Annotated in this window: 3 protein-coding genes; all 3 read right to left on the bottom strand. The window is 65.4% G+C overall.

Annotated features, from left to right (window positions below):
• Positions 1-558 precede the first annotated feature (558 nt).
• The 3 genes from RG836_RS24830 to RG836_RS24820 all read right to left on the bottom strand — a co-directional run bounded on the left by RG836_RS24830 (position 559) and on the right by RG836_RS24820 (position 24,432).
• Positions 559-1,515, bottom strand: coding sequence for an alpha/beta hydrolase (locus tag RG836_RS24830; RefSeq protein ID WP_310850341.1), 957 nt, complete (start codon positions 1,513-1,515; stop codon positions 559-561).
• A gap of 142 nt (positions 1,516-1,657) precedes the next feature.
• Entirely contained in the window at positions 1,658-13,414 is an 11,757-nt protein-coding gene (locus tag RG836_RS24825; protein WP_310850340.1) for a non-ribosomal peptide synthetase, read from the bottom strand.
• On the bottom strand, positions 13,414-24,432 hold the full coding sequence (locus tag RG836_RS24820) for a non-ribosomal peptide synthetase (RefSeq protein WP_310850339.1): 11,019 nt from the start codon (positions 24,430-24,432) through the stop codon (positions 13,414-13,416). Before RG836_RS24820 ends, RG836_RS24825 begins: the two co-directional genes overlap by 1 nt.
• Positions 24,433-24,858: the final 426 nt, after the last annotated feature.

Here is a 24,858-nt window from a genome sequence, read left to right as displayed (position 1 = left end):
AGCGAGGCACCGAATGGAGGGGATCAAAGCGCTTGGTTACTTGGCGCTTTTCCAAGTAACCCGCTGTAAGAGCGGAACCCATCGAGGCCATCACCCAAGGAATGGATATGTACACCAGCACAATCTCTAGTGCCTGAGCAAAAGTCATCGCTGGCAAGTCGAATCGTCGCACCGCAGCTCCCACAGGGTTTTGGGCCATCCACGGGGAACGCGTACAACTCGAAGCCAGGTCGGCTACTAGGCCGCCTCGGGCGCTGTGCTTTTGATCTGGCTCTTGATCTGCACTGCCCCGTTAACCAGAGGCTGAACGCAGGTCTTGCGCAGTGGGCAACCCGGCAGGGATGCCGGGTTAGCCGCCCCCGGCCAGGGATGGCCGATGGCGGCGGGCCCACGGAGCAAGTCCGGAGTGAAGGCATGCCGAGCCCTAGCGAGGCACCGAATGGAGGGGATTAGAGCCTTTGGTTACTTTGGGCTTTTCAAAGTGACCCGCTGTAAGAGCGGAACCTATATCAGCCATCACCAAAGAAATGGATATGTACACCGATACACCAGAAACGATCACACCCGAGCCCGCACCCACCCCGCCACTTCGGCATGTATCCCGTCCACCTCACTCAACAACCCGCCCATGCGCATAAAGTCATGGGTCATGCCCGGTTGTTCCAGCAAGGTCAGTTCATTGCCCGCCGCGCGTAAGGCTTCGGCATACGCCAGGCCTTCATCGTGCAGCGGGTCATGCCCGGCCAGATAGACCAACGCCGGGGCCAGGCCCGACAAATCGTCGGCCAGCAACGGCGAGCAGCGCCAGTCGGCGAGGTCGGCCGGGGTGCGGGCGTAATGGGCGTAGAACCAGTCCAGGGTCGGTGTTTCCAGCAGGTAACCCTCGGCAAAATCCCGGTGGGACGCGCGCTGGGTGGTCGCGTCGCTCACCGGATACACCAGCACTTGCGCCTTGGGCTGCAGCTGCATCTCCTGCGGTTCTCGCACGGCCATGATCGCCAACACCGTCGCCAGAGTGGCGCCGACGCTGTCGCCGGCCAGCACCACCCGCGCTGCATCCAGGCCCAGTGCGGCGCCCTCGCGAACCAGCCAGTTGGCGGCGTCGCAGGCGTCTTGCACCGGGGTCGGGAAGCGCCACTCGGGTGCCAGCCGGTAATCCACGGTCAGCAGCGCAAAACCGCCTTGCGCCGCCAGCCGCCGACACAACGCATCATGAGAATCGAGGCTGCCGACCACATAACCGCCGCCATGGAAATACAGCAGCACCGGTTGCAAGCCATCCACCGCCGCGCCATCGCGATACAAATGCGCTGCCAGGGAATGGCCGTCCCGCGCGGCGATGTTGAAGGCCTGGCAGGTCACCGATTCCAATGGCATATCGAGGAACCCCGACGAGGCCTCGAAATCGATTCGCGCCTGCTCGGGGGACAGTTCATGCATCGCCCGGCTCTTGCCAGTCATCCGGCCGAATTCGGCCAGTTCGAGGAACGCTTCAAGTTCTGGCAACAGGGCCATGGGTGCATCCTTATAAAACTGAAATTAACGAACATGGAATGAATGGGCGCTGGACGTTGGCCTTGCGCTGAATTGTGGTGAGGGGGCTTGCCCCCGTTGGGCTGCGAAGCGGCCCCAACAGCTTGGGCCTGCTCCAACACCCTCACGCCACCACCACCCTCTCAACCAATAACCGCTCCAGCTCATCCAGCAATTCATTGCTGCGCAGCAACTCGTAATGACTGCCCGCCAACAAGCGATCAATACCCTGGCCAACCTGCGCTTCGAACACCCGGCGTTCGTCCTCGCGCCCGGCCACCCACCAGCGGTGCGCAGTGGCGTGGATCGGCGGCAGGTGCCGTTGCGCCAAGGCCAGTTGCTTGAGCCGTGAGCCGGTGGCGAAGATGTGCGTCAGTTCCCCCGCCCCCAGCGCGCTGTGTTCATTGGAGCCGTGCAGCGCCGCGTCGATCACCGCGCCGGCGCCTTCGCGCTCAGCCAGGTTCGCGGCTTTCTGGGCGATCAGCGCCTGGGCTTCGTCCGCCGGCACGCCGAGCACAAAGCGCAGAAAGTCCGCGAGGTCCTCGCGCCAGTCCCCCGCTTCGGCGGTGCCGGCCACGTAGCTGTCGACCAGCCCGGCGAACGCCACGCTTTGCCCCTGCGCTTCCAGGTGTTGCGCGACCAGTTGCGTCAACGCCCCGCCCAGCGACCAGCCGAGCAAGTAATACGGGCCGTGCGGCTGTTGCGCGCGAATCCGCTGGCTGTAGGCGTCGGCCATCGCTTGCAGGGAATGATCCTGCCAGTGCGGGTCGAGCAGCATTCGGCATTGCAAACCGTATAAGGTGCGGCGGCCGTCCAGGCGTCGCGCCAGTGGCTCGTAATCGAACACCGTGCCGAACCCGGCATGCAGGCAGAACAGCGCCGGCACCTCGGGCACTCGCGCATTCAAGGCCAGCAACGGGTCGGGGGCCTGGGCCGGTTCTGCGGCTTGATAGCCGCTGAGTTCAGCGATGCACGGCTTCTGCATCAAGTCCCGCAGCTTCAACTGGAAGCCCAGCTCCGGCTGGTTGCGCACCCGCGAGATGACTTTCAGCACCTGCAACGAGTCGCCGCCCAGTTCGAAGAAGTTGTCGTCGATGCCCACTTGCGCCACGCCCAGCACGTCTTGCCAGATCAGCGCCAACGCCTGCTCCAGCGCATTGCGCGGCGCACGGTAACCGCCCAGGGTCCATTCCGGCTGCGGCAAGGCGCGGCGGTCGAGTTTGCCGTTGGCCGACAGCGGAAAACGCTCCAGCACCAGGATCCGCGCCGGCACCATGTAGTCTGGCAGTTGCGCTTGCAGCTCAGCCTTGAGCCGGCGATCGACGCCGTTGCCCGTCGCCACCACATAGCCCACCAGTTGCTTGCCGGTCGGCGTGTCGTGCACCACCACGGCGGCGTCCTGCACCCCGGCGGCGTCGCGCAGGCGTGCTTCGACTTCCCCCAGTTCGATGCGGAAACCACGGATCTTCACTTGCTGGTCGAGACGCCCCAGGTAGTCGATCAAACCGCACTCGCGCTGGCGCACCAGGTCGCCGGTGCGGTACATGCGCCCGCCGGCCGCAAATGGATCGGGAATAAACCGCTCGGCGCTAATCCCCGGGCGCTGGTGATAACCCCGCGCCAGGCATTCGCCACCCAGGTACAGCTCGCCGCTGACGCCCACCGGCAACGGATTGAGATCAGCGTCCAGCACGTACACCCCGCGCCCGGCCACGCCACGACCAATCGGCGCATAGGCCGCATCGCAGCGTTCGCTGAGTTCGGCGCGCCACAGCAGCGGCGTGACCACCGTCTCGGTCGGGCCATAACCGTTGACCAGCCGCTGCGGGCGCAAGGCCCGTTTGACGTGCTCGAAACTGGCGTCCGGCACCGCGTCACCGCCGAAGCAATAGACCTCGACCGGCGGCGGGTTGCCCTGGCGTTCGGCGACCTCGGCCATCTGTTGCAGGTACGCCGGCGGGAAGCACGCCACCGTCACCTGATGCCGATGCAGCACCTCCAACGTCTGCTCCGGCGTCCACAGGTTGTCTTCGCGCACCACCAGGCTGCCACCGGCCAGCAACACGCTCAGCCAACGCTCCTGGGCGCCGTCGAAAGCGAACGACATGAAGTGCAATTCGCGGCTGTGCGGGGTCAATTCATAGCGCTCGATGATGCCGCGGCAATGCCGGGCAATCGGCCCGCGTTCCACCGCCACGCCTTTCGGCTGGCCGGTGGAACCGGAGGTGTAGATCAGGTACGCCAGGTGCCCCGGCAGCGGTTGAATCGCTGGAGTCTGTGCGTCGCCGTCCAGGGTCAACTGATCGAGCAGCAAGCGCGGCGGGCTGTCGGCCAGGGGCAGGCGTTGGCCGAGATCGCTGTCGCACAGCACCAGACTGGCGGCGGAATCGCTGAGCATGTAGGCCAGGCGCTCCGGCGGGTACGCCAGGTCCAGCGGCAGGTACGCCGCGCCGGCCTTGAGCACCGCGAGGAACGCCACCAGCGTGCGTTCGGAACGCGGCAACGCCACCGCCACCAGGCTTTCGGCGCCGATCCCGCGTGCGCCCAACTGTTGCGCCAACCCGTTGGCTTGCGTTTCGAGCGCGGCATAGCTGAGTTGCCGGTCTTCACAGAACAGGGCGATTTTCTCCGGCTGCTGGCGCACGTGGCGATCGAATGCCTCCAGCAAATCGCGGCGGTCATCCGACGCTTGCGGCAGCTCGATCCGCGCCTCCGGCAGCCCGAGGTTGCCCAGCAGGCATTCGGCATCCCGAGGCAAGCGGCGCAGCAAACCTTCGAGTTGCGCACGAATGCGCTGCACTTGCGCTTCACTGAAACGCTCTTGCAGGTACAGGTACTCGACCTCCAGCCCTTCGTCGTTGGCGCTGACCATCAAGTCCATCGGGAAGTTGGTGACGCCGCCGCTGCCGACTTCGGCAAAGCGTAGTTCGCCTTCTTCGCCGCCGCGCAAGGCACGGTCCACCGGGTGGTTTTCGAACACGATGATGCTGTCGAACAAGCCCTGGCCACCCTGCCCGGCCCAGCGCTGAATGTCCGACAGCGGCGTGTGTTCGTAGTCGCGCACGTTGAGGTTGTAGTCCTGCAATTCACGCAGCCAGTCGCCCAATGCTTGTTGCGGATCGAGGGTCTGGATCACCGGCAAGGTGTTGATGAACAGCCCGAGCATGTCCTGCGCGCCGGCCAAACCGGTCGGCCGCCCCGCCACCGTGGCGCCGAATGCGACGCTGCGCTGGCCGCTGTGCCGTTGCAACAGCAACAGCCACGCGCCCTGCACCAGCGTGTTGAGGGTCACCCGTTGGCGTTTGGCAAAACTGTGCAACGCGCGAGTCGCCGTCGCATCGAGGTGGCTGTACATCACGCCGTGCCCGGCACCACCGGCGCCGGACGCCTTGGCCAGAATGGTCGGTGCTTCGAGCAACGCCAGGCGTTCGCGCCAGAAACCTTCAGCCGCGCTGGCGTCCTGGCGCTGCAGCCAGGCGATGTAGTCGGCATACCGCCCGGTCAGCACCGGCAGCGCGTCGTGGTGATACAGACGCAGCATGTCGCCGAGCAGCCGCGACGCGCTCCAGCCGTCGAGCAACAGGTGATGGTAGATCCAGATCATCTGGTAACGGTCGTCACCCAAGCGCACCAGGATGAACCGCATCAGCGGCGGGCAACTGAGGTTGAAGCCCTTGGCCTGTTCCGCCGCCGCCAAGGCCTTCAGCGCCCGTTCGGTGTCGTCGAGATCACGCCAGTCGAGTTCTTCGATTGGCAACTCGGCCTCGGCGAACACCGCTTGCAGCGGATCGGCCAGGCCGTCACGCCAGCGGAACGCCGCCCGCAGCACTTCGTGGCGCTCAATCAGGGTTTGCCAGGCCGCGCGGAAACGCGGGATCTGCAAGCCGTCCACCGCCACACTCAACTGGTTGACGTAGGGGTTGAGGTCCGGCGCATCGAGGCAATGGAACAACATGCCCTGCTGCATTGGCGACAGCGGATACAAATCCTGCAAACCGGCGCGGCCAGCCGCATCAATGTGCGGCACCAGGCTGAACGCCTCGACCCGCGCCGCTTCCACCAGGCTCGCATCGCGGTGTGTGGCGATGGCGGCCAGGGCGCGGATGATCTGGGTGTCGAACAGTTGCTTGGGGCTGAACACCAGGCCGCGCTGGCCGGCACGGCTCACCGCTTGCAGCGAGACGATCGAGTCGCCGCCCAATTCGAAGAAGTTCTCGGTGACGCCCACCGACTCCAGCCCCAGCAGTTCGCACCAGATCTCCACCAGCAAGGCCTCGGCCGGCGATGCGGCGGCGATTTGTTCGAGGTGCGCGCGGGAGGCTTGCGGCGCCGGCAGGCCTTGGCGATCGAGCTTGCCGTTCGGCGTCAGCGGCAAGGTTGCCAGGCACAGCAAGTGCGCCGGTAACATGTGCGCCGGCAAGCGGCTGCGCAGGTGCGCGATCAAGGCGTCGCGCAGGCTCTGTTCATCGGCCAGCGGATCCCGGGGCACCACGTAGCCGACCAGTTGCCGGCCCGTCGGGCCTTCGCGGTCGATGACAATGGCTTCGCGCACGCCGTCGTGTTCCAGCAGGCTGGCTTCGATTTCGCCGAGTTCGATGCGGAAGCCACGGATCTTCACTTGCTGGTCGATGCGCCCGAGGTACTCGACCACGCCGTCGGCACGGAACCGCGCAAGGTCGCCGCTGCGGTACAAGCGGCCGCCGGGCACGAACGGATCCGGCACGAAGCGTTCAGCGGTGATGTCCGGGCGCTGGTGGTAACCCCGCGCCACGCCTTCGCCGCCCAGGTACAACTCGCCCGCCACGCCCACCGGCAACGGTTGCAAACCACCATCAAGAATGTAGGCGCTGCGATTACCGACCGGCCGCCCAATCGGCATGAAGGCCGAGTCGAATTCGGTGTCCGGGTAGGCCAGCCAGATCAGCGGCGTGATCACCGTTTCGGTCGGTCCATAGCCGTTGATCAGGCGCTTGGGTTGCAGCACCTGCTGCACCTCGTCGAAGGCATGTTTGGCCATGCCTTCGCCGCACGGCGTGTAGGAACGAATCGGCAACGCCCGCCCGGCCTCGCCCATGAAGTCGGCGATCTGCACCAGGTAGCTCGGGGTGAAACAGGCGATGGTGATGCCGTGTTTGTCGATCTCTGCGCAGGTGCGCTCGACGCTCCACAATTCATCGTCGCGGGGCATGACCGCCGAACCGAACACCAGCGGCGTCAGCCAGCGTTCGTGGGCGCCGTCGAAGCTGATCGAGGCGAATTGCAGCTCGCGGTCGTCCGGGGTCATGCCGTACAACTCGCCGATTGCCAGGCAGTGCATGGCCAACGGGCCGTGGGCCACGCTCACACCTTTGGGCCGCCCGGTGGAGCCCGAGGTGTAGATCAAATACGCCAGGCTCTCGGCGCAGGTCAGGTTGTGCGGATTGCTGTCGGGCAGGTGCGCGAGGTCTTCGCGGTCCACTTCCAGCACCGGCAGGCCGTCCGGCAACGGCAGCTTGTCGCGCAGCCAGGATTGGCTGATCAGTAAGGCAATGCCGCTGTCGTCCATCAGGTAACGCAGGCGTTCGGCCGGGTACGCCGGGTCGAGCGGCACGTAGGCGCCGCCGGCCTTGAGGATCGCCAGCAAGCCGATGATCATCTCGGGCGAACGCTGCATCGCCAGGCCCACCCGCACCTCCGGGCCGACCTGCAACGCGCGCAGGCGATGGGCCAACTGGTTGGCGCGACGGTTGAGCTCATCGAAGCTCAGCGTAACGTCATTGAAAATCAGCGCCGTGGCGTGCGGTCGAGCCACGACTTGCGCCTCGATCAACTGGTGCACGGCCAACGGATTTTCGCTGACGCTGAACGGCGGATTCCACTCAAGCAACTGCTGCGCTCGCTCGGCGGCGGTGAGCAAATCCAGTTCACTCAGCGCCGCTTGCGGCGCGGCGACCATCGCTGCCAGCAGCGCTGCCAGGTGCTCGCTCATCCGCGCAATCGCGGCGGCGCTGAAGTGGCTGCACTGGTAACTCCAGTGGAGGCTTAGCGGGCCATCGGCAGTGGCGGCCAGGGTCAACGGGAAATTGGTGCGCTCGTGATTCTGCGGGATCGAGAAGCGCAAACCGGTCGGCGCACCTTGCTGCAAGGCTTCGGCAACCGGGAAGTTTTCGAACACCAGCAAACTGTCGAACAACGGCTCGCCGGCGCGACCGGCCCAGCGCTGGATATCGCTGAGGGCGGTGAACTCGTGCTCACGCAATTCCAGGTTCTGCGCCTGCAAACGGCTCAACCACTGGCTGACGCTCTCCACCGCGTCAGGGCTGCTGATCACCGGCAAGGTGTTAATGAACAGCCCGAGCTGGCTTTCCGCCCCCGGCACGTCCACCGGACGCCCGGCCACGGTGGCGCCAAACGCCACGCTGCGCTGGCCGCTGTAGCGTTGCAACAGCAAGGCCCACGCGCCCTGGACCAAGGTGTTGAGGGTGACCTTTTGCTGCCGGGCAAATTCGCTGAAGCCCTCGCTGGTGGCGGCGTCGAAGGTTTGCCGGTGATCGGCGAATTCAGTCATCGAGGCCTGTTGCAGATCACCGTGGGCCAAGCCCTGGGCCAACAGCGTCGGGTTGTCGAGACTGGCCAGTTGCGCGCGCCAGAAGGCTTCGTCGGCGACCGCGTCCTGGCGTTGCAGCCAGCCAATGTAATCGGCAAACCGTCCACTGCTGGCCGGCACCGCGTGGCCGGCGTAACGCTGCAGCACTTCGCTCAACAGCAGCGAGTTGCTCCAGCCATCCAGCAACAGGTGGTGGTGGGTGTAGATCAATTGCTGGCGCTCATCGTCCAGGCGCACCAGGCACACGCGCATCAGCGGCGCTTGGGCCGGGTCGAGTTGCTGGCGTTCGCGCTCGAGCAGTGGCGCCAGTGCGGCGTCCTGATCGTCGCGCTGACGCCAGTCGAGCCGGGTGATCGGTAGCGGCAAATGACGGTGCACCAGTTGCACCGGAGCGTCGACGCCTTGCGGGAAATGGAAGCTGCTGCGCAGGATCGGATGGCTGTCGAGCACCGCTTGCCAGGCTTGCCCCAGGCGTTCGCCATCGAGCCCGCGCACTTCAACGCTGAGCTGATTGACGTAGGCCCCGGCGGTGGATTCGTACAGGCTGTGGAACAGCAAACCGGCCTGCATCGGCGACAGCGGGTACAGGTCTTCAATCTGCGCCGGCGGCACCGGCAAGGCATCGAGTTGCGCCTGGTTCAGTCGCGCCAGCGGGAAATCCGCCGGGGTCACGCCGCTGGCACCGTCGCTCAGGCAGTGGCCGATCACTGCCAGCAGTTCTTCGCGGAAATCCGCCGCCAGCGCTTCGATCTCAGCGCGCGCGAAGCAGTCGCGGCTGAAGGTCCAGTCGAGTTTCAGTTCGCCGCCATACACCTGGCCGTCCACCGACAACCAGTTAGGCAACGGTGCCTCGGCCGATTGCGCGGCGCCGCTGGCTTCGCTGGCCGGGCGGAACAGCGCGTCCTCGGCGAAGCTCTGGTCGAACTGGCCGAGGTAGTTGAAGGTCACCCGCGCGGTGGGCAACGCGGCCAACGCCGCTTGCGTCGAGGCATCACCCAGGTAGCGCAGCACGCCATAACCCAGGCCTTTGCCGGGGACCTCGCGCAGTTGCTGTTTGATCGCTTTGATCGAAGCGCCGAGATCGGCGGTCGGGGTCAGTCGCACCGGGAACAGGCTGGAGAACCAACCGACGGTGCGGGTCAGGTCGAGGTCGTCGAACAGCTCTTCGCGGCCATGCCCTTCCAGTTGAATCAGCGCCGAGGCGTGCCCGGTCCAGCGGCTGAGGCTGCGGGCCAGTGCGGTCAGCAACAGGTCGTTGACCTGGGTGCGATAGGCCGCCGGCGCCTGCTGCAACAGTTGCCGGGTCTGCTCACGGTCGAGGCCGATGCTCACCCCTTGGCGCAGGTGCCCGGCCTGGCTGGCGTCAGCCTTGGCCGCCGGCAACGCGCCGTCGGCCGCGCTCAGTTGCGCTTGCCACCAGGCCAGTTCTGCGATGGCGGCTGGCGCACTGGCGTAGGTCGCCAAGCGCTTGGCCCAGGTCTGGAACGCCGTGGTTTTCGCCGGCAAGGCCTGGCCGTGGTAAGCGGCTTGCAAGTCTTCCAGCAACACCCGCCACGACACACCGTCCACCGCCAAATGGTGGATCACCAGTAGCAAGCGTTGCGAGCCGTCGGCCTGGGCGATCAGCGCTGCCCGCAACAACGGACCATCGTGCAGGCTGAGGCTGCGCTGGGCTTCGTCGCACACTGCTTGCAGCGAGTGTTGATTGGCCACGCGAGCGGTCCACAGCATGTCGATGACATCAGCGCTGTCGGCGCCGACATAGCGCGCCGACCATTGGCCATCGACCTGGCTGAAGCGCAGGCGCAAGGCATCGTGCTGTTGCAGCAGGCGTTGCAGCGCCGTTTGCAGGCGCGGCAGTTCGAGGGTTTCGCACGGGGTCAGCAGCACCGCCTGGTTCCAGTGCGAACGCTGCGGGATCGGCTCGTCGAAGAACCAGCGCTGGATCGGTGTCAGGGTTTGCGCGCCGTCCACCGGGCCTTGCTCGGCCACCGGCGCCGCGTGTTGCTTGACCACCGCCGCGAGCGCTTGCAGGGTCGGCTGCTGGAACAAGTCGCGCGGTTGCAGGCTCAGGCCGGCGCGGCGGGCACGGCTGACCACCTGGATCGAAATGATCGAATCGCCGCCCAGTTCGAAGAAGTTGTCCTGGCGCCCGACCTGCGGCACGCCGAGCACGTCTTGCCAGATCTGCGCCAACATGTGCTCGTGTTCGCTGTGCGGCGCTTCGAAGGCGCGCTGGCTGACCGTGGTGCTCGGTGCCGGCAGGCGCTTGCGCTCGAGTTTGCCGTTGGGGCTCAGGGGCATCTGTTCGATCAGCACGGTCTGCGCCGGCACCATGTAATCCGGCAGGCTGCCGAGCAGATGCGCGGTGAGGGTTTCGCGCCAGGCCGCTTGCTGGCGCGCATCCGCCGAGACCACGCGACGATCCTGCGGCACCAGGTAGGCCACCAATTGCTTGCCGCTCGGACCGTCGAGGGCCAGCACCACGGCCTCTTGCACGTCGGGGTGTTCTTGCAGGCGCGCTTCGATCTCGCCGAGTTCGATGCGCAGGCCGCGAATCTTCACTTGGTGGTCGATGCGCCCGCAGTACTCGATGGCGCCGTCGGCGCGGTAGCGCGCCAGGTCACCGGTGCGGTACAGGCGCTCGCCGCTGCCGAACGGGTCGACCACAAAGCGCTCGGCGGTCAGCGCGCCACGGCGATGGTAACCACGGGCCAGGCCCACGCCGCCAAGGTACAGCTCGCCCACCGCGCCCAGCGGCAAAGGTTGCAGTTCAGCGTCGAGGATGCCGGTGCGCAGGTTGGCGATCGGCCGGCCAATCGGCACGCTGTCGCGGCCCTCCTCCACACAGGTCCAATGGGTCACGTCGATGGCCGCTTCGGTCGGGCCGTAGAGGTTGTACAAACGGGTGTGCGGCAGGCTGCGCAGGGTCTGGCGTTGCAGCTCCATCGGCAAGGCTTCGCCGCTGCAGATGATCCGCTGCAGCGAAGTGCAGGCCTGTGCCTCATCGGCGCTGATAAACGCGGCGAGCATCGACGGCACGAAATGCAGGGTGGTGATCGCCTGCTCGACGATCAGCGCAGCCAAGCGTTGCGGGTCGCGGTGTTCGCCTGGGCTGGCGATGACCAGGGTCGCGCCTTTCATCAATGGCCAGAAAAACTCCCACACCGACACGTCAAAACTGAACGGGGTCTTTTGCAGCACCCGATCACTCGCCTGTAGTTGATAGGCGTCCTGCATCCATTCCAGACGGTTGTGCAAGGCCATGTGGCGGTTGCCGGCGCCCTTGGGTTTGCCGGTGGAGCCCGAGGTGTAGATCACGTAGGCGAGGTTTTCGCCGAGCGCCAGGTTCAGCGGATTGCTCTCCGGCAGGTCGCTCAGCCACGCATCGTCACGCTCCAGGCACAGCGTGCGCACGTCGTCCGGGGTCGGCAGTTGCGCCAGCAGCGGTGCCTGGGTCAGCAGCAGCTGGATGCCGCTGTCTTCGATCATGTAGCTGAGGCGATCGCGCGGGTATTCCGGGTCCAGCGGCACGTAGGCGCCGCCGGCCTTGAGGATCGCCAGCAGGCCAACAACCATTTCCAGCGAGCGCTCGCAAACGATGCCCACCAGCACTTCCGGGCCAACGCCTTGGTTGCGCAAGTGATGGGCCAAGCGGTTGGCCCGGCAGTTAAGCTCGGCATAACTCAAGGTCTGACCCTGGAACACCAACGCGGTGGCTTCAGGGTTTGCCAGCACCTGCTGTTCGAAATGCCGCTGCACGCAGACTTCGCCCGGGTACGCCTGGGCGGTGTCATTCAAGCCGTCGAGGATCTGCCGGCGCTCGTCGGCGTCCAGCAGCGGCAGTTCGGCGATCGGGCATTGCGGGTCGGCCAGCACCCCGGCCAGCAGGTTCAGCCAGTGCCGGCTCAGGGTTTCGATGCGCTCGGCGTCGAACAAATCAGTGGCGTAAGTCAGGCTGGCGAACAACTGCTCGCCCTGTTCCTGGGTGTCGAGTTGCAGGTCGAATTGCGTGGTGCTGGCCGTGGCGTTCAGCGCCTCGACTCGCAGCCCCGCCAACAAACCGCTAACCGCCGTCGGCTGGCTTTGCTGGTGATTGAACATCACCTGGAACAACGGGCTGTGGCTGAGGCTGCGCTCGCCTTGCAGCGCTTGCACCAGGCGTTCGAACGGCAAATCCTGATAATCCTGGGCGTCCAGCGCCATGGCGCGAGTCTGTTCCAGCAATTGGCTGAACGGCTGGCGGCCGTCGACCTCGGCGCGTATCACCTGGGTGTTGACGAAGAAGCCGATCAGGCCTTTGGTTTCCGCGCGATTGCGATTGCCGATCGGCACGCCAATCCGCAGGTCGCTCTGGCCGCTGTAGCGATAGAGCAAGGCCTGGAAGCTGGCGAGCAACAGCATGAACGGGGTCACGCCGCGTTGTTTGGCCAAGGCCAGCAGACCCCGGGCGAGGCTCGGGTCGAGGGCGATGTCGAGGCGCGCACCGCGTTGGCTCGGCTGCGCCGGGCGCGGCCGGTCGGTGGGCAATTCCAGCAGCGGGTGTTCCTCGCCCAGGCGGGCGCGCCACCAATCGAGTTGGCGCTGCAGTTCGCCGGCTTCCATCCAGCGCCGCTGCCATGCCGCGTAGTCGGAATACTGGATCGGCAGCTCGGCCAACGCTGCGTCTTGCCCCTGGCAATGGGCGGCGTACAGCCGGGAAAACTCCTCCACCAGCACGCCCATCGACCAACCGTCGGTAACGATGTGGTGCAGGTTGAGCAGCAGCAGATGTTCTTCGCTGTCGAGTTGCAGCAGGCTGACCCGCAGCAGCGGACCGTGTTGCAGGTCGAACGGCCGGGCGATGTCCTCGGCGAGTCTGGCCTGCGCCAAGGCTTCACGCTGCGCCAGCGGTTGCTCGCGCAAATCGAGGTGGTCAATCGGCAGCGACGTGAAGTCGGCCAGGGTCTGGCGCACCATGCCGTCGTCCTCGACAAAGCGGCTGCGCAAGCTCTGGTGGCGCTCGAGCAAGACGTCGAAACTGTGCTGCAACGCCGCGCGATCCAGCGGTCCGTGCAGGCGCAACGCGGCGGGAATGTTGTACGCCGCGCTGTGCGGCTCCAGTTGCCAGAGGAACCATTGGCGCTGCTGCGCATAGGACAACTCGAAGCTGTTCTGCGGCTCGGCGGCGGGCGGGATCGGCAACTGGCCGAAGCTCACGCCCTGCTCCTGCATGCGTTGCAGAAACTCGCGGCGCTTGTCGGCCGGCAGGCCGGCGAAGCGGGTTGCGATGCGCCAGGCAGTGGTGTGTTCCATCAGTTGATCTCCATCTCGTCGAGAAGCGACTCGAGCGCCTCCAGACGTGCGTCGTTGTCAGCCGGGGCGTGTTGCCCGGCCATGGCGGCATAGGCCTGCAAATCAGTGGCTTCGAACAGCGCACGCAGCGGCAGCTCGATGCCCAGTTCCAGTTCCACCCGGGCGCTGGCCTGGGCGGCGAGCAGCGAATGCCCGCCGGCTTCAAAAAAGTTGTCGCGCCGGCCGATCTGCGCCACGCCGAGTACGCTGGCCCAGATCGCTGCCAGTTGCTCTTCGAGCTGGCCTTGCGGAGCTTCGAACGGGCGCTGCCAGTCCTGCACATCGGGCAGTGGCAGGGCCTTGCGGTCGAGCTTGCCGTTGCCGGTCAGCGGCAAAGCGTCCAGCAGCAGCCAGTGGCTGGGCACCATGTAGTCCGGCAGGTCGACCCGCAGCGCCGCGCGCAAGCTGTCGCGCCAGGCGATCGGCTCAGCCGGCGGCTGCTCGGCGACCACATAGGCGCACAGTTGCGGGCCGCCGTCGGTGTTGTGCACGCCGAGCACGGCCTGGCGCACGCCCGGTTGCGCCAGCAGCGCCGCTTCGATCTCGCCGAGTTCGATGCGGAAGCCTCGGATCTTCACTTGCTGGTCGATGCGCCCGAGGTAATCGATGCTGCCGTCGTGCCGTTGGCGCGCCAGGTCGCCGCTGCGGTACAGCCGTTGTCCGGCGTCGAACGGGCTCGGCACAAAGCGCTCGGCGCTCAGGCCAAAGCGCCCGTGATACCCCCGCGCGAGGCCGGCGCCGGCGATGTACAACTCGCCCGCGACGCCCACCGGCACCGGTTGTAACTGGCTGTCGAGCAAGTACCAGCGCAGGTCGCGGATCGGCAGGCCGATCGGGCTCTGTGCCGCAGCGTCGAGGTCGGCCAGGCGGATTGCGCGATAGGTCACGTGCACGGTGGTTTCGGTAATGCCGTACATGTTGACCAAGGTCGGTTGCTGATCACCGAAACGCTCGAACCACGGCCGCAGGCTCGCCACTTCCAGGGCTTCGCCGCCGAAAATCACTTGGCGCAGCGCCAGCGTGCGCGGGCTGGCGCAGGCCACCGGCAGCAATTGGCGGAACGCGGTCGGCGTCTGATTGAGCACGGTCACGCCTTGGTCATAGAGCAAGCGGTGCAAGGCTTCCGGTTCACGGCTGAGGTAGAACGGCACGATCACCAGGCGCCCGCCGGTGCACAGCGCGCCGAACAATTCCCACACCGAGAAATCGAAGGCGTAGGAATGGAACAGCGTCCAGACATCATCGGCGCCAAAGTTGAATTGCTCGGCGGTGGCCGAGAGCAAGCGGCCGACGTTGCCGTGGCTGAGCAAAGCGCCTTTTGGTCGCCCGGTGGAGCCGGAGGTGTAGATCACGTAGGCCAGGTTATCGGCGTGGCTCACCGGCGCGAGGTTGTCGGCGCTGTAGCCGTCCAGTGGCAGCGAGTCGAGGCTCAACACCTGCACGCCGTCCCGCGCCGGCAGACCCTCGATCAAGTGCTGCTGGGTCAGCAACAGGGCGATGCCACTGTCGTCGATCATGTAGCTCAAGCGCTCGGCCGGGTAGTGCGGATCGAGCGGCACATAAGCGCCGCCAGCCTTGAGAATCGCCAGCAGGCCGACCACCAGTGGCATGGCCCGCTCGGTGGCGATGCCGACCCGCACTTCCGGGCCGACGCCCTGCTCGCGCAACCGGCGCGCCAGGCGATTGGCCTGGGCGTTGAGCGCGGCATAACTCAGTTGTTCGCCCTCATGCACCAGCGCCACGGCGTCCGGACGCGCGGCGGCTTGGGCTTCGAACAACGTGTGCAAGGTCGGCGATAACGGCTGCGCGTGGAACGCCGGGTTCCACTGTTCGATCAATGCCGCGCCTGTCTCGGCGGCGATCAGCGGCAGGTCGGCGATGCGTTGCTGCGGCGCGGCGACCACCGCGCGCAGCAAGTGCAGCCACTGCTCGGCCAGACGCTGCATCGAAGCCGCGTCATAAAGATCAGTGGCGTAAGTCAGGCTGGCATCGAGTTGATCGCCCTGCTCTTGGGTGTCGAGCATCAGGTCGAACTGGGTAGCGTGTTGCTCCCAGCGCAGGCGCTCGATCTGCAACGGGCCGACCGTGCGTTCGACGCGCTCGCCCAACTGTTGCTGGTGGTTGTAGATCACTTGGAACAGCGGACTGTGATTAAGGCTGCGGTCCGGCTGCAAGGCATCGACCAATTGCTCGAACGGCAGGTCCTGATGGTCTTGGGCGCCCAGCACCCGTTGCTTGACCTGCTGCAGCAAAGCACTGAACGGCTGCTGGCCATTGATCTCGGCGCGCAGCACCTGGGTGTTGATGAAGAAGCCAATCAGGCCTTCGGTTTCCAGGCGCGAACGGCCAGCGCTCGGTACGCCGACATTGATCGTTGCTTGGCCGCTCTGGCGGTGCAGCAAGGTCTGGAAACTGGCGAGCAGCAGCATGAACAGCGTGACCTGTTGCTGCTGCGCGCACTGGCGCAACTCGGCGAGCAATTTGCGCTCGACATTCAGCACCAGGTTCGCGCCTTGGGCACTGCGGCGGGCCGGGCGACTGAGTTCGCTTGGCAATTCCAGCGGCGCCTGGCTGCCCGCCAGTTGTTCGCGCCACCACGCCAGTTGCCGCGCGCCCTCGCCGGCCTCCAGCCAGTCACGCTGCCAACGGGCGTAGTCGCTGTAGCTGACCGGCAGAGCCTGCAATTGCGTCGGTCGGCCTTCGACCGCGGCCAGGTACAAGGCGCTGAACTCATCGATCATCACCTGCATCGACCAGCCATCAGCGGCGATGTGATGCACGGTCAGCACCAGCACGAGTTCTTGCGAGCCGAGCTGCAGCAGCAGGACGCGCCACAGCGGGCCGTTGCGCAGATCGAATGGCCGGGCGATTTCCTCGGCCACGGCGCTGTCGAGCGACGCTTCATCGCAGGCGCGTTCGCTCAGGTGCAGCGGCAGTTCAGCATGCACGCACGGCCGCGCCTGTTCGCCATTCTGTTCGAAGGTAGTGCGCAGGCTGGCGTGGCGGGCCTGCAACTGGCCGAAGGCGTCGAGCAACGCGTGACGGTCCAGCGGCCCCTTGACGCGCAGTGCCGCCGGGATGTGGTAGGCCGCGCTTTGCGGGTCGAGTTGCCAGAGAATCCATTGCCGTTGCTGGGCATAGGACAGGATCGGCGCGCGGTCGGTCGACGCACTCAACAGCGGCATCGCGGCACTGCGTTGCAGGGTCGCGCACGCCGCGGCGAAACCTTGCAAGGTCGGCTGTTCGAACAGCGCGCGCATCGGCACTTCGAGCTGCAACTGATGACGCACCCGAGCGATGACCTGGGTCGCCAGCAACGAGTGGCCGCCACGTTCGAAGAAGTGATCGCCGAGACCAATCGGCGCAACCTGCAACACCGCTTCCCAGATCGCCGCCAGTTGCACTTGCAGCGGTTCCACCGGTGCCAGGTAAGTCTGCTGCGCAGTCAGGTCCGGAGCCGGCAGGGCTTTGCGGTCGATCTTGCCGTTGGGGCTCAGCGGCAGCGCGTCGAGCAGCACCAGCGCGGCCGGGACCATGTAGTCCGGCAACTGCGCGGCCAGCGCGGCTTTGAGTTGGTCGCGCAAGGCGTGCGCGGCCTGCGCCGGATCGCTCGGCACCACGTAACCCACCAGCTGCAAACCACTGACGCCCGGCAGCGCGAGAACGATCGCATCGCGCACTGTCTCCTGCTCCAACAACCGCGCTTCGATTTCGCCGAGTTCGATGCGGAACCCGCGAATCTTCACCTGATGGTCGATGCGCCCGACGTACTCGATCACGCCTTGGGCGTTGTAGCGCGCCAGGTCGCCAGTGCGATACAGCCGCCCGCCGTGGGTGCTGAACGGGTCGGGCATAAAACGTTCGGCGGTCAGCTCCGGGCGGTTGAAGTACCCCCGGGCCAGCAGCTCGCCGCCGATCACCAGTTCGCCAACCACCCCGACAGGCGCCGGGGCGCCGCTGTCGTCCAGCAGGTAGATGCTGCGGCCGGGCAATACGCCGCCGATCGGCATGGTGCTCGGTAACGCCTGAGCGCCCGTCACGTAATCGCTGCAGTCCAAAGCGGTGACGGTGACCGTGGCTTCGGTTGGCCCGTAGGTATTGAGCAAACGCACGTGACCCAGGCCTGCCTGCGCCCAGGCTGCGAGGCCTTCCGGCGGCATGGCTTCGCCACCGGCGTGCACCTGCTTCAAACGCCCATAGTCACGCGGGCCAATGGCGGCGAAATCCTTGGCCAGCAGGTTCCAGTAAGCGGTGGTCAGGTCAACCACGCTGATTTGCTGGCGGAGCAGTTCCCGGTAGAAGGTTTCGGTGTCCCAGATTTCCACGCCACGCAGCACCACCGAGGCGCCGCAGATCAGCGCCGGGTAAAGCTGTTCGACGAAGCCGTCGAAGTTGAACGTGGAAAACTGCAGGACGCGATCGTCGCCATTCAGGTTGAAGAAACCCAGCGACACATACGCATGCCGGGTCAACGCCCCGTGGCTGATGCCCACGCCTTTCGGGCGGCCGGTGGAGCCGGAGGTGAACATCACGTAGGCGAGGTTTTCGCTGTGCACGCGGTTCGGCAGATCACTGTCGTCCAGCTCGGCCCAGTCGGCGTCCCGGTCCAGGCACAGGGTCGGCACCGCCGCGCTGTGGCCCAGGCGTGGCAGTAGATGTTGTTGGCTCAGCAGCAATCGGGTGCCGCTGTCTTCGATCATGCACTGCAAGCGATCCGCCGGGTATTCCGGGTCCAGCGGCACGTAACCGCCGCCAGCCTTGAGCACCGCCAGCAGACCGATGATCATGTCCAGCCCACGCTCGACGGCGATGCCCACCAATACATCCGGGCCAACCCCCCGTTCAACCAAATACCGGGCGAGACGGTTGGCGCGGCGGTTGAGCTGTTGATAGGTCAGTTGCGTGGTGCCAAACAACAGCGCCGAGGCGTGCGGCTGACGCGCCGCTTGCTGTTCGAACAACTGCTGCACCGGCAGCTCGCTCGGGTAGTCGATGCGCGTGCTGCTCCAGTCGTGCACCAGGGCCTGGCGCTCGGCGGCGCTCAGCAGGTTCAGTTCGCCCAACGGCCGCTCGGCGCTTTTGACGATGGCGCTCAGCAGGTTGTTGAGGTGCGCGCTCAGGCGTTGCAGGGTGGCTTCGGCAAAATGCGCGGTGGCGTAGCTGTATTGCAGGGTCAGTGTGTCGCCGAGGTTGATGGTCAGGGTCAGCGGGTAACTGGTTTGCTCGACGTTGTGCACCGCGCCGAAGTACAGCCCTTGCGGCGCGCCTTGCTTGAGCACTTGCGAGACCGGGTAGTTTTCGAACACCAGGATGTTGTCGAACAGCGCCTCGCCGCCACGACCGGCCCAACGCTGGATGTCGAACAACGGCGTGTGCTCGAACTCGCGCAGGCTCAGGTTGAGCGCTTGCACCGCTTGCAACCACTGGCCGACGCGGTGCTCCGGGCGCGGGCTGGCGATCACCGGCAGAGTATTGATGAACAAACCGATCTGCTGCTCGACGCCAGGCAAGTCCGCCGGACGCCCCGCCACCGTGGCGCCGAACGCCACCGTGGCCTGGCCGGTGTAGCGTTGCAACAGCAGCAGCCAGGCCGCTTGCAGCACGGTGTTGAGGGTGACTTTTTGCTGCCGCGCGAACTCATGCAAGCGCTGGGTGCGCGTGGCGTCGAGCAGGTCGATGTGCTCGGCATACGCGGCGTTGTCAGTGCTCGCGATTTCGCCTTGGGCCAGTCGGGTCGGTTCCTGCAATTCGGCCAGCTGTTGTTTCCAGAAGGCTTCGCTGAGTTCGCTGTCCTGGGCTTGCAGCCACTGGATGTAATCGCGATAACGCCCGGCCTTGGCCGGTGCACCCCGGGCGCTGTAGCGTTGCAGCACCTCGCCGAGCAACTGCGAATTGCTCCAGCCATCCATCAGGATGTGGTGGTGGGTATAGATCAGTTGCCAATTGTCTTCGCCGGTCTGCACCAGCACCCACCGCAGCAACGGCGCCTGGGCCAGATCGAACGGCCGGCGGGCTTCGTGGATGGCCAGTTGGTTTAGTTCAGGGGTAATGTCGCCACGGTTGCGCCAGTCGAGCACGGTAAACGGCAACTCGACCTGGTGCTGGACGATTTGCAGCGGCTGGGGCAAATCACCCCCCCAGACAAACCCGCTGCGCAACACGTCCTGCGCATCGATTGTGGCCTGCCACGCCGCGCGGAACCGTTGCGGATCGAGGCCCTGCACCTCGACGCGCAACTGGTTGATGTAGTCGCCGGCGTCCTGCTCGTACAGGCTGTGAAACAGCATGCCCTGCTGCATCGGCGACAGCGGGTAAAGGTCTTCGATCGCGCCGATGGCGACCGGCAAGGCGTCCAGTTGCACCTGGCTGATCGTGGCCAGCGGGAAGTCGGACGGCGTGGCTTGCGGCGACTTGATCGTGCAGCAATGCTCGATCAGTGCAGTGAGTTCCTGTGCGTAATCTTCGGCCAGTCGCTCGATGGTCGCGGTATCGAACATCTCGCGGCTGAAACCCCAACTCAGGGACAACTCGCCGCCATACACCTGGCCTTCGATCACCAGCCAGTTGCCCAGCGGCGCCGCCGGGTCCTGGGCCTGGCCGCTGCCTTCGCCGGACGGGGTGAACAGCGCGTCGTCGTCGAACTGACGGTCGAACTGACCGAGGTAGTTGAAGGTGATGCGCGGTGTCGGCAGTGCCGCCAATTCGTCGCGCACTTCGGCGCTGCCGAGGTAACGCAGGGCGCCGTAGCCCAGGCCTTTGTCCGGCACGTTGCGCAGTTGCTCCTTGACGGTTTTGATCGACGCGCCGAGGTCGGCCGATGGGGTCAAGGCCACCGGAAACAGGCTGGTGAACCAGCCGACGGTGCGGGTCAGGTCGATGCCGTCGAACAGTTCTTCGCGGCCATGGCCTTCCAGTTGAATCAGCGCACTGCCCTGCCCGCTCCAGCGGCATATGACCCGCGCCAAGGCGGTCAGCAGCAGGTCGTTGACCTGGGTGCGATAAGCCGCCGGTGCCTGTTGCAACAGTTGCCGGGTGCGCTCGGCGTCGAGCGTAATCTCGACCTTCTGTTCGAAACGGTTTTCCAGCGCGCCCTGGGCGCGGTCGCAGGGCAGATCTCGCGGCGCGGCGCGCAGTTGCCGCCAGTGCTTGAGGCTGTGTCCGAAGGTTGGCAGGTGCGCTTGCAGCGCCGCAGTCCAGCGCTGATAGCTGCTGGTTTTCGCCGGGGCTGCCGCGCCGTTGTAAAACTGTTGCAAGTCTTCCAGCAGCACCCGCCACGACACGCCGTCCACCGCCAAGTGATGGATCACCAGCAGCAGCCGTTCAGTGCCATCCGCCATCGCCACCCACAAGGCGCGCAGCAACGGCCCGGTGTGCAGATCGAGGCTGCGTTGCGCCTCGTCGCAGCAGGCGTTGAGTTCACTGATCGACTGCGCTGCACGACGCCACAGCACCGATTCGGTAGTCGCAGCGCTGTAGGCCTGCTGCCATTCGCCGTCATCCTGTTGATAACGCAAGCGCAAGCCATCGTGGTGACTGAGCAACTGGCCCAACGCCCGCTCCAGCGCTTCGCCATTCAATGGCTGGCGCGGCACCAGCAGCAACGACTGGTTCCAGTGCTGGCGGTGCGGGATGGCTTGTTGGAAAAACCACTGCTGCACCGGCGCCAGCAGCACCGGGCCAAATGCCGGGCCTTGCTCGATCGACGACTCGGCACCCGTGCGGGCGGCTTGTGCGAGGCTGCGCAGGGTCTGATGCTGGAACAGGTCTTTGGCGCTCAACAAGAGGCCGGCCTGGCGCGCGCGGCTGACCACCTGCATGGCGACGATCGAGTCGCCGCCCAGTTCGAAGAAGTTGTCTTCCAGGCCGATGGTGTCCAGCGCGAGCAAGTCCTGCCAGATCGCCGCGAGGGTTTTTTCCACGGCACTCTGCGGCGCTACGTGTTGGCGTTGTTGCCGGCTGCCATCCACTGCGGGCAAGGCCGTGCGGTCGAGCTTGCCGTTCGGGGTCAGCGGCAGGTGTTCGAGGAACAGCAAAAACCCTGGGACCATGTAGTCCGGAAGATGCTCGCGCAGTGCGGATTTGAGGCTTTCGCGTAACGCTGCCTGGGCGTCGTCGTCGGCCAGCAGCGCGGTGTCGTTCGGCACAATGTAGGCCGCCAGATACGCACCGTTGGCGCCCTCCTGGGCCAGCACCGCCAGTTCGCGCACGGTGTCCTGTTGCAGCAACCGTGTTTCGATTTCCCCCAGTTCGATACGGAAGCCGCGCACCTTGACCTGATGGTCGATGCGCCCCACGTATTGCAGCTTACCGTCGGCCTGATAACGGGTCAGGTCGCCGGTGCGATACAGGCGCTCGCCGTTGCTGGCGAACGGGTTCGGCACGTACTTTTCGGCGGTCAGGCCGGGGCGCGCCAGGTAACCGCGAGTGATGCCAGCGCCGGCCAAGTACAACTCGGCGCACACCCCTTGCGGTACCACTTGCAACTCGGCGTCCAGCAAGTAGCTGGCGGTCCGTTGCAGCGGCCGGCCAATGTTGGCGCGGCCACCGACCTCGCGGCGGGTCCAGGTCGAATAGGTGGTGTCTTCCGACGGGCCGTAGAGGTCGTAGACGTGCTCGACACTGGCCTGCTGATACAGCGCCTCCACCAGGCTTTGCTTCAGCGGCTCGCCAGCGAGATTGATGATGCGCACGCTCGGCGCAATCGCGCCGTCGCGCTGCAAGGCATTGATCGCCGAGGGCACGCTGTTGATCAGCCGTACTTGGTCGCGGGCCGGCAGGGTCGGCAGCTCCAATGCATTGCGGGCGATGATCAGCGAGCCGCCGTTGGCCAGGGTCACAAACAGCTCCCACACCGACAGGTCGAAGCACACCGAGGTCGAGGCCAGCACACCCTGGATATCGTCATGGTTGTACACCGAGGCCGACCAGTCGATCAGCGCCAGCACGTTGCGATGCGTAATGGCGACGCCTTTCGGCTTGCCGGTGGAGCCAGAGGTGTAGATCACGTAGGCCAGGTTGTCCGGCGTGACGCCGGTGATTGGCGCATGGCTCGGGTAAGTCCGCCAGGTGTCGTCGTTATCGAGCAGCAGCACTTGGGTGGTGCTGGCGACGGATAAAGTCGCGGCCACCGCCTGCTCGGTCAGCAACAGCAAAGCGCGGCTGTCATCGAGCATGTAGGCGACGCGCTCGGCCGGGTAGTCCGGGTCCAGAGGCACGTAGGCGCCGCCGGCCTTGAGCACCGCGAGGAGCGCCACCAGCAAGGTGTCCGAGCGCTGCATCGCCACGCCGACCCGCACTTCCGGGCCGACGCCGAGTTCGAGCAACTTGCGCGCCAGGCGATTGGCCCGGCCATCGAGTTCGGCGTAGCTCAGTGACTGCTCACCGAAGGTCACCGCCAGCGCGTCCGGCTGCGCCGCCACTTGTTGGCTGATCACTTGATGAATGCAACGGTCATCGGCCAAGGCTTCATCGGCGCGATTCCAGTCGTGGACGATGCGCTGGTATTCGTCAGCGCCGAGCATCGGCAAATCGCTGATGCGCTGCGTGGCGTCGCTGACCATGCCGTGCAGCAGGCGCGTCCAGAGTCGGGCCATGCGCTCGATGGTCGCGGCGTCGAACAGGTCATTGGCGTAGGTCAGGGCGGCGTGCAGGGTGCCGCCCTTTTCCCAGGTGTCGAGGGTCAGGTCGAACTGGGTGGTGCGGCTTTGCCAGTCGAGGGCGCCGAGGGTCAGGCCCGACGCCGTGCGGATGCTGCGGAGGTCGGCCACGTGTGGCTGGTGGTTGTACATCACCTGGAACAGTGGCGTGTGGCTGAGGCTGCGTTCCAGCTTCAAGGCATCCACCAGACGCTCGAACGGCAAGTCCTGATGGGCCTGGGCACCGAGGGCGGTGTCCTTGATGGAACGTAGCAGGTCGGCAAGGCGGGTTTGGCCGTCGACCTGCGTGCGCAGTACCTGAGTGTTGACGAAGAAACCGATCAGGCCTTCGATTTCCGCACGATTGCGGTTGGCAATCGGCACGCCGACCCGCAGATCGGTTTGTCCGGTGTAACGATGCAGCAGCACGTTGAACGCGCCAAGCAACAACATGAACAAGGTCACGCCGTGCTGTTGCGCGGTGCTGCGCAGTTGTTCCGCCAATTGCGGGTCGACCGCAAATTCGTGCCGAGTGCCGCGATAACTCGGCAGCGCCGGGCGCGGGTGGTCCAGCGGCAGTTCCAACACCGGATGCTCATCACCCAGTTGCGCCTGCCAATACGCCAGTTGCCGCGCCTGTTCCCCCGCCTCCAGCCAGCGTCGCTGCCACAGGGCGTAGTCGCTGTATTGAATCGGCAGCGGCGCCAGGGCAGAGGGTTGGCCGGCGTCAAAGCCGTCGTAGTAGCGGACGAACTCGTCGATCAACACGCCCATCGACCAACCGTCGGAAACGATGTGATGCAGGGTCAGCAGCAACACGTGTTCCTGCTCGGCCAACTTGAGCAGGGTCACCCGCAGCAGTGGACCAACCGCCAGATCGAAAGGCTGCAGCGACTGCTGTTCGGCGGCACTGGCCACCGCGGCTTCGCGCTCGACGGTCGGCAGTTCGCTGAAGTCCAGGTGATGGATGACCAGCGCCGCACTCGCCGGGACTTGCAGCAAGCCGTCATCAGCCTGGGGCTGGAACACCGTGCGCAGGGTTTCGTGACGCTCGACCAGCGCGGCGAAGGCTTGCTCCAGCGCGGGCAGACTCAAACGCCCCGTCAGCCGCACCGCCCCCGGCAAGTTATAAGCGGCGCTGTGCGGGTCCAGTTGCCAGAGAAACCACATGCGCCGCTGGGCGTACGACAACGCTTGGCGATCCTCGACTTCAACCCCGGCCGGAATCGGGAAACGGGCAAAATCAACGCCTTCCTTGTGCAAGGCCGCGAGGAACATCTGGCGCTTTTCCAGGGGCAACCCGATAAACCGGCGAGCAAGTTTCAAGGCGTCTTCAGCATTCATTTCTGGGCATCCGGGATCAGTAGGCACAAGTACAAAGGCACGTCGTCCCTATAAAACGAATGCAGCCGGGAAAAATTAGCGAATGGGAATAAGTGGCAGATGGAGGGGGGATTGCGCTGTTTTCCAGCGCCGACGGGAGGGGCTTTGTGCTGGTGAGTTAATGGCGGATGTCCCGAAACCCTGTGGGAGCTGCGGTGCGACGATTCGACTTGCCAGCGATGACTGATTGTCAGGCGCTGCTTGGTTTGCTGGTGTACATATCCAGTCCCTCTGTCATGGCTGATATGGGTTCCGCTCTTACAGCGGGTCACTTTGAAAAGCCCAAAGTAACCAAAGGCTTTCATCCCCTCCATTCGGTGCCTCGCCTAGGCTCGGCATGCCCTCACTCCGGCCTTGCTCCGTGGGCCCGCCGCCATCCGCCATCCA

Origin of the sequence: Pseudomonas rhizozeae (genome assembly GCF_031583775.1) — a bacterium.
Classification (GTDB): Bacteria; Pseudomonadota; Gammaproteobacteria; order Pseudomonadales; family Pseudomonadaceae; genus Aquipseudomonas.
This window is presented reverse-complemented; position numbering and strand designations above follow the sequence as displayed.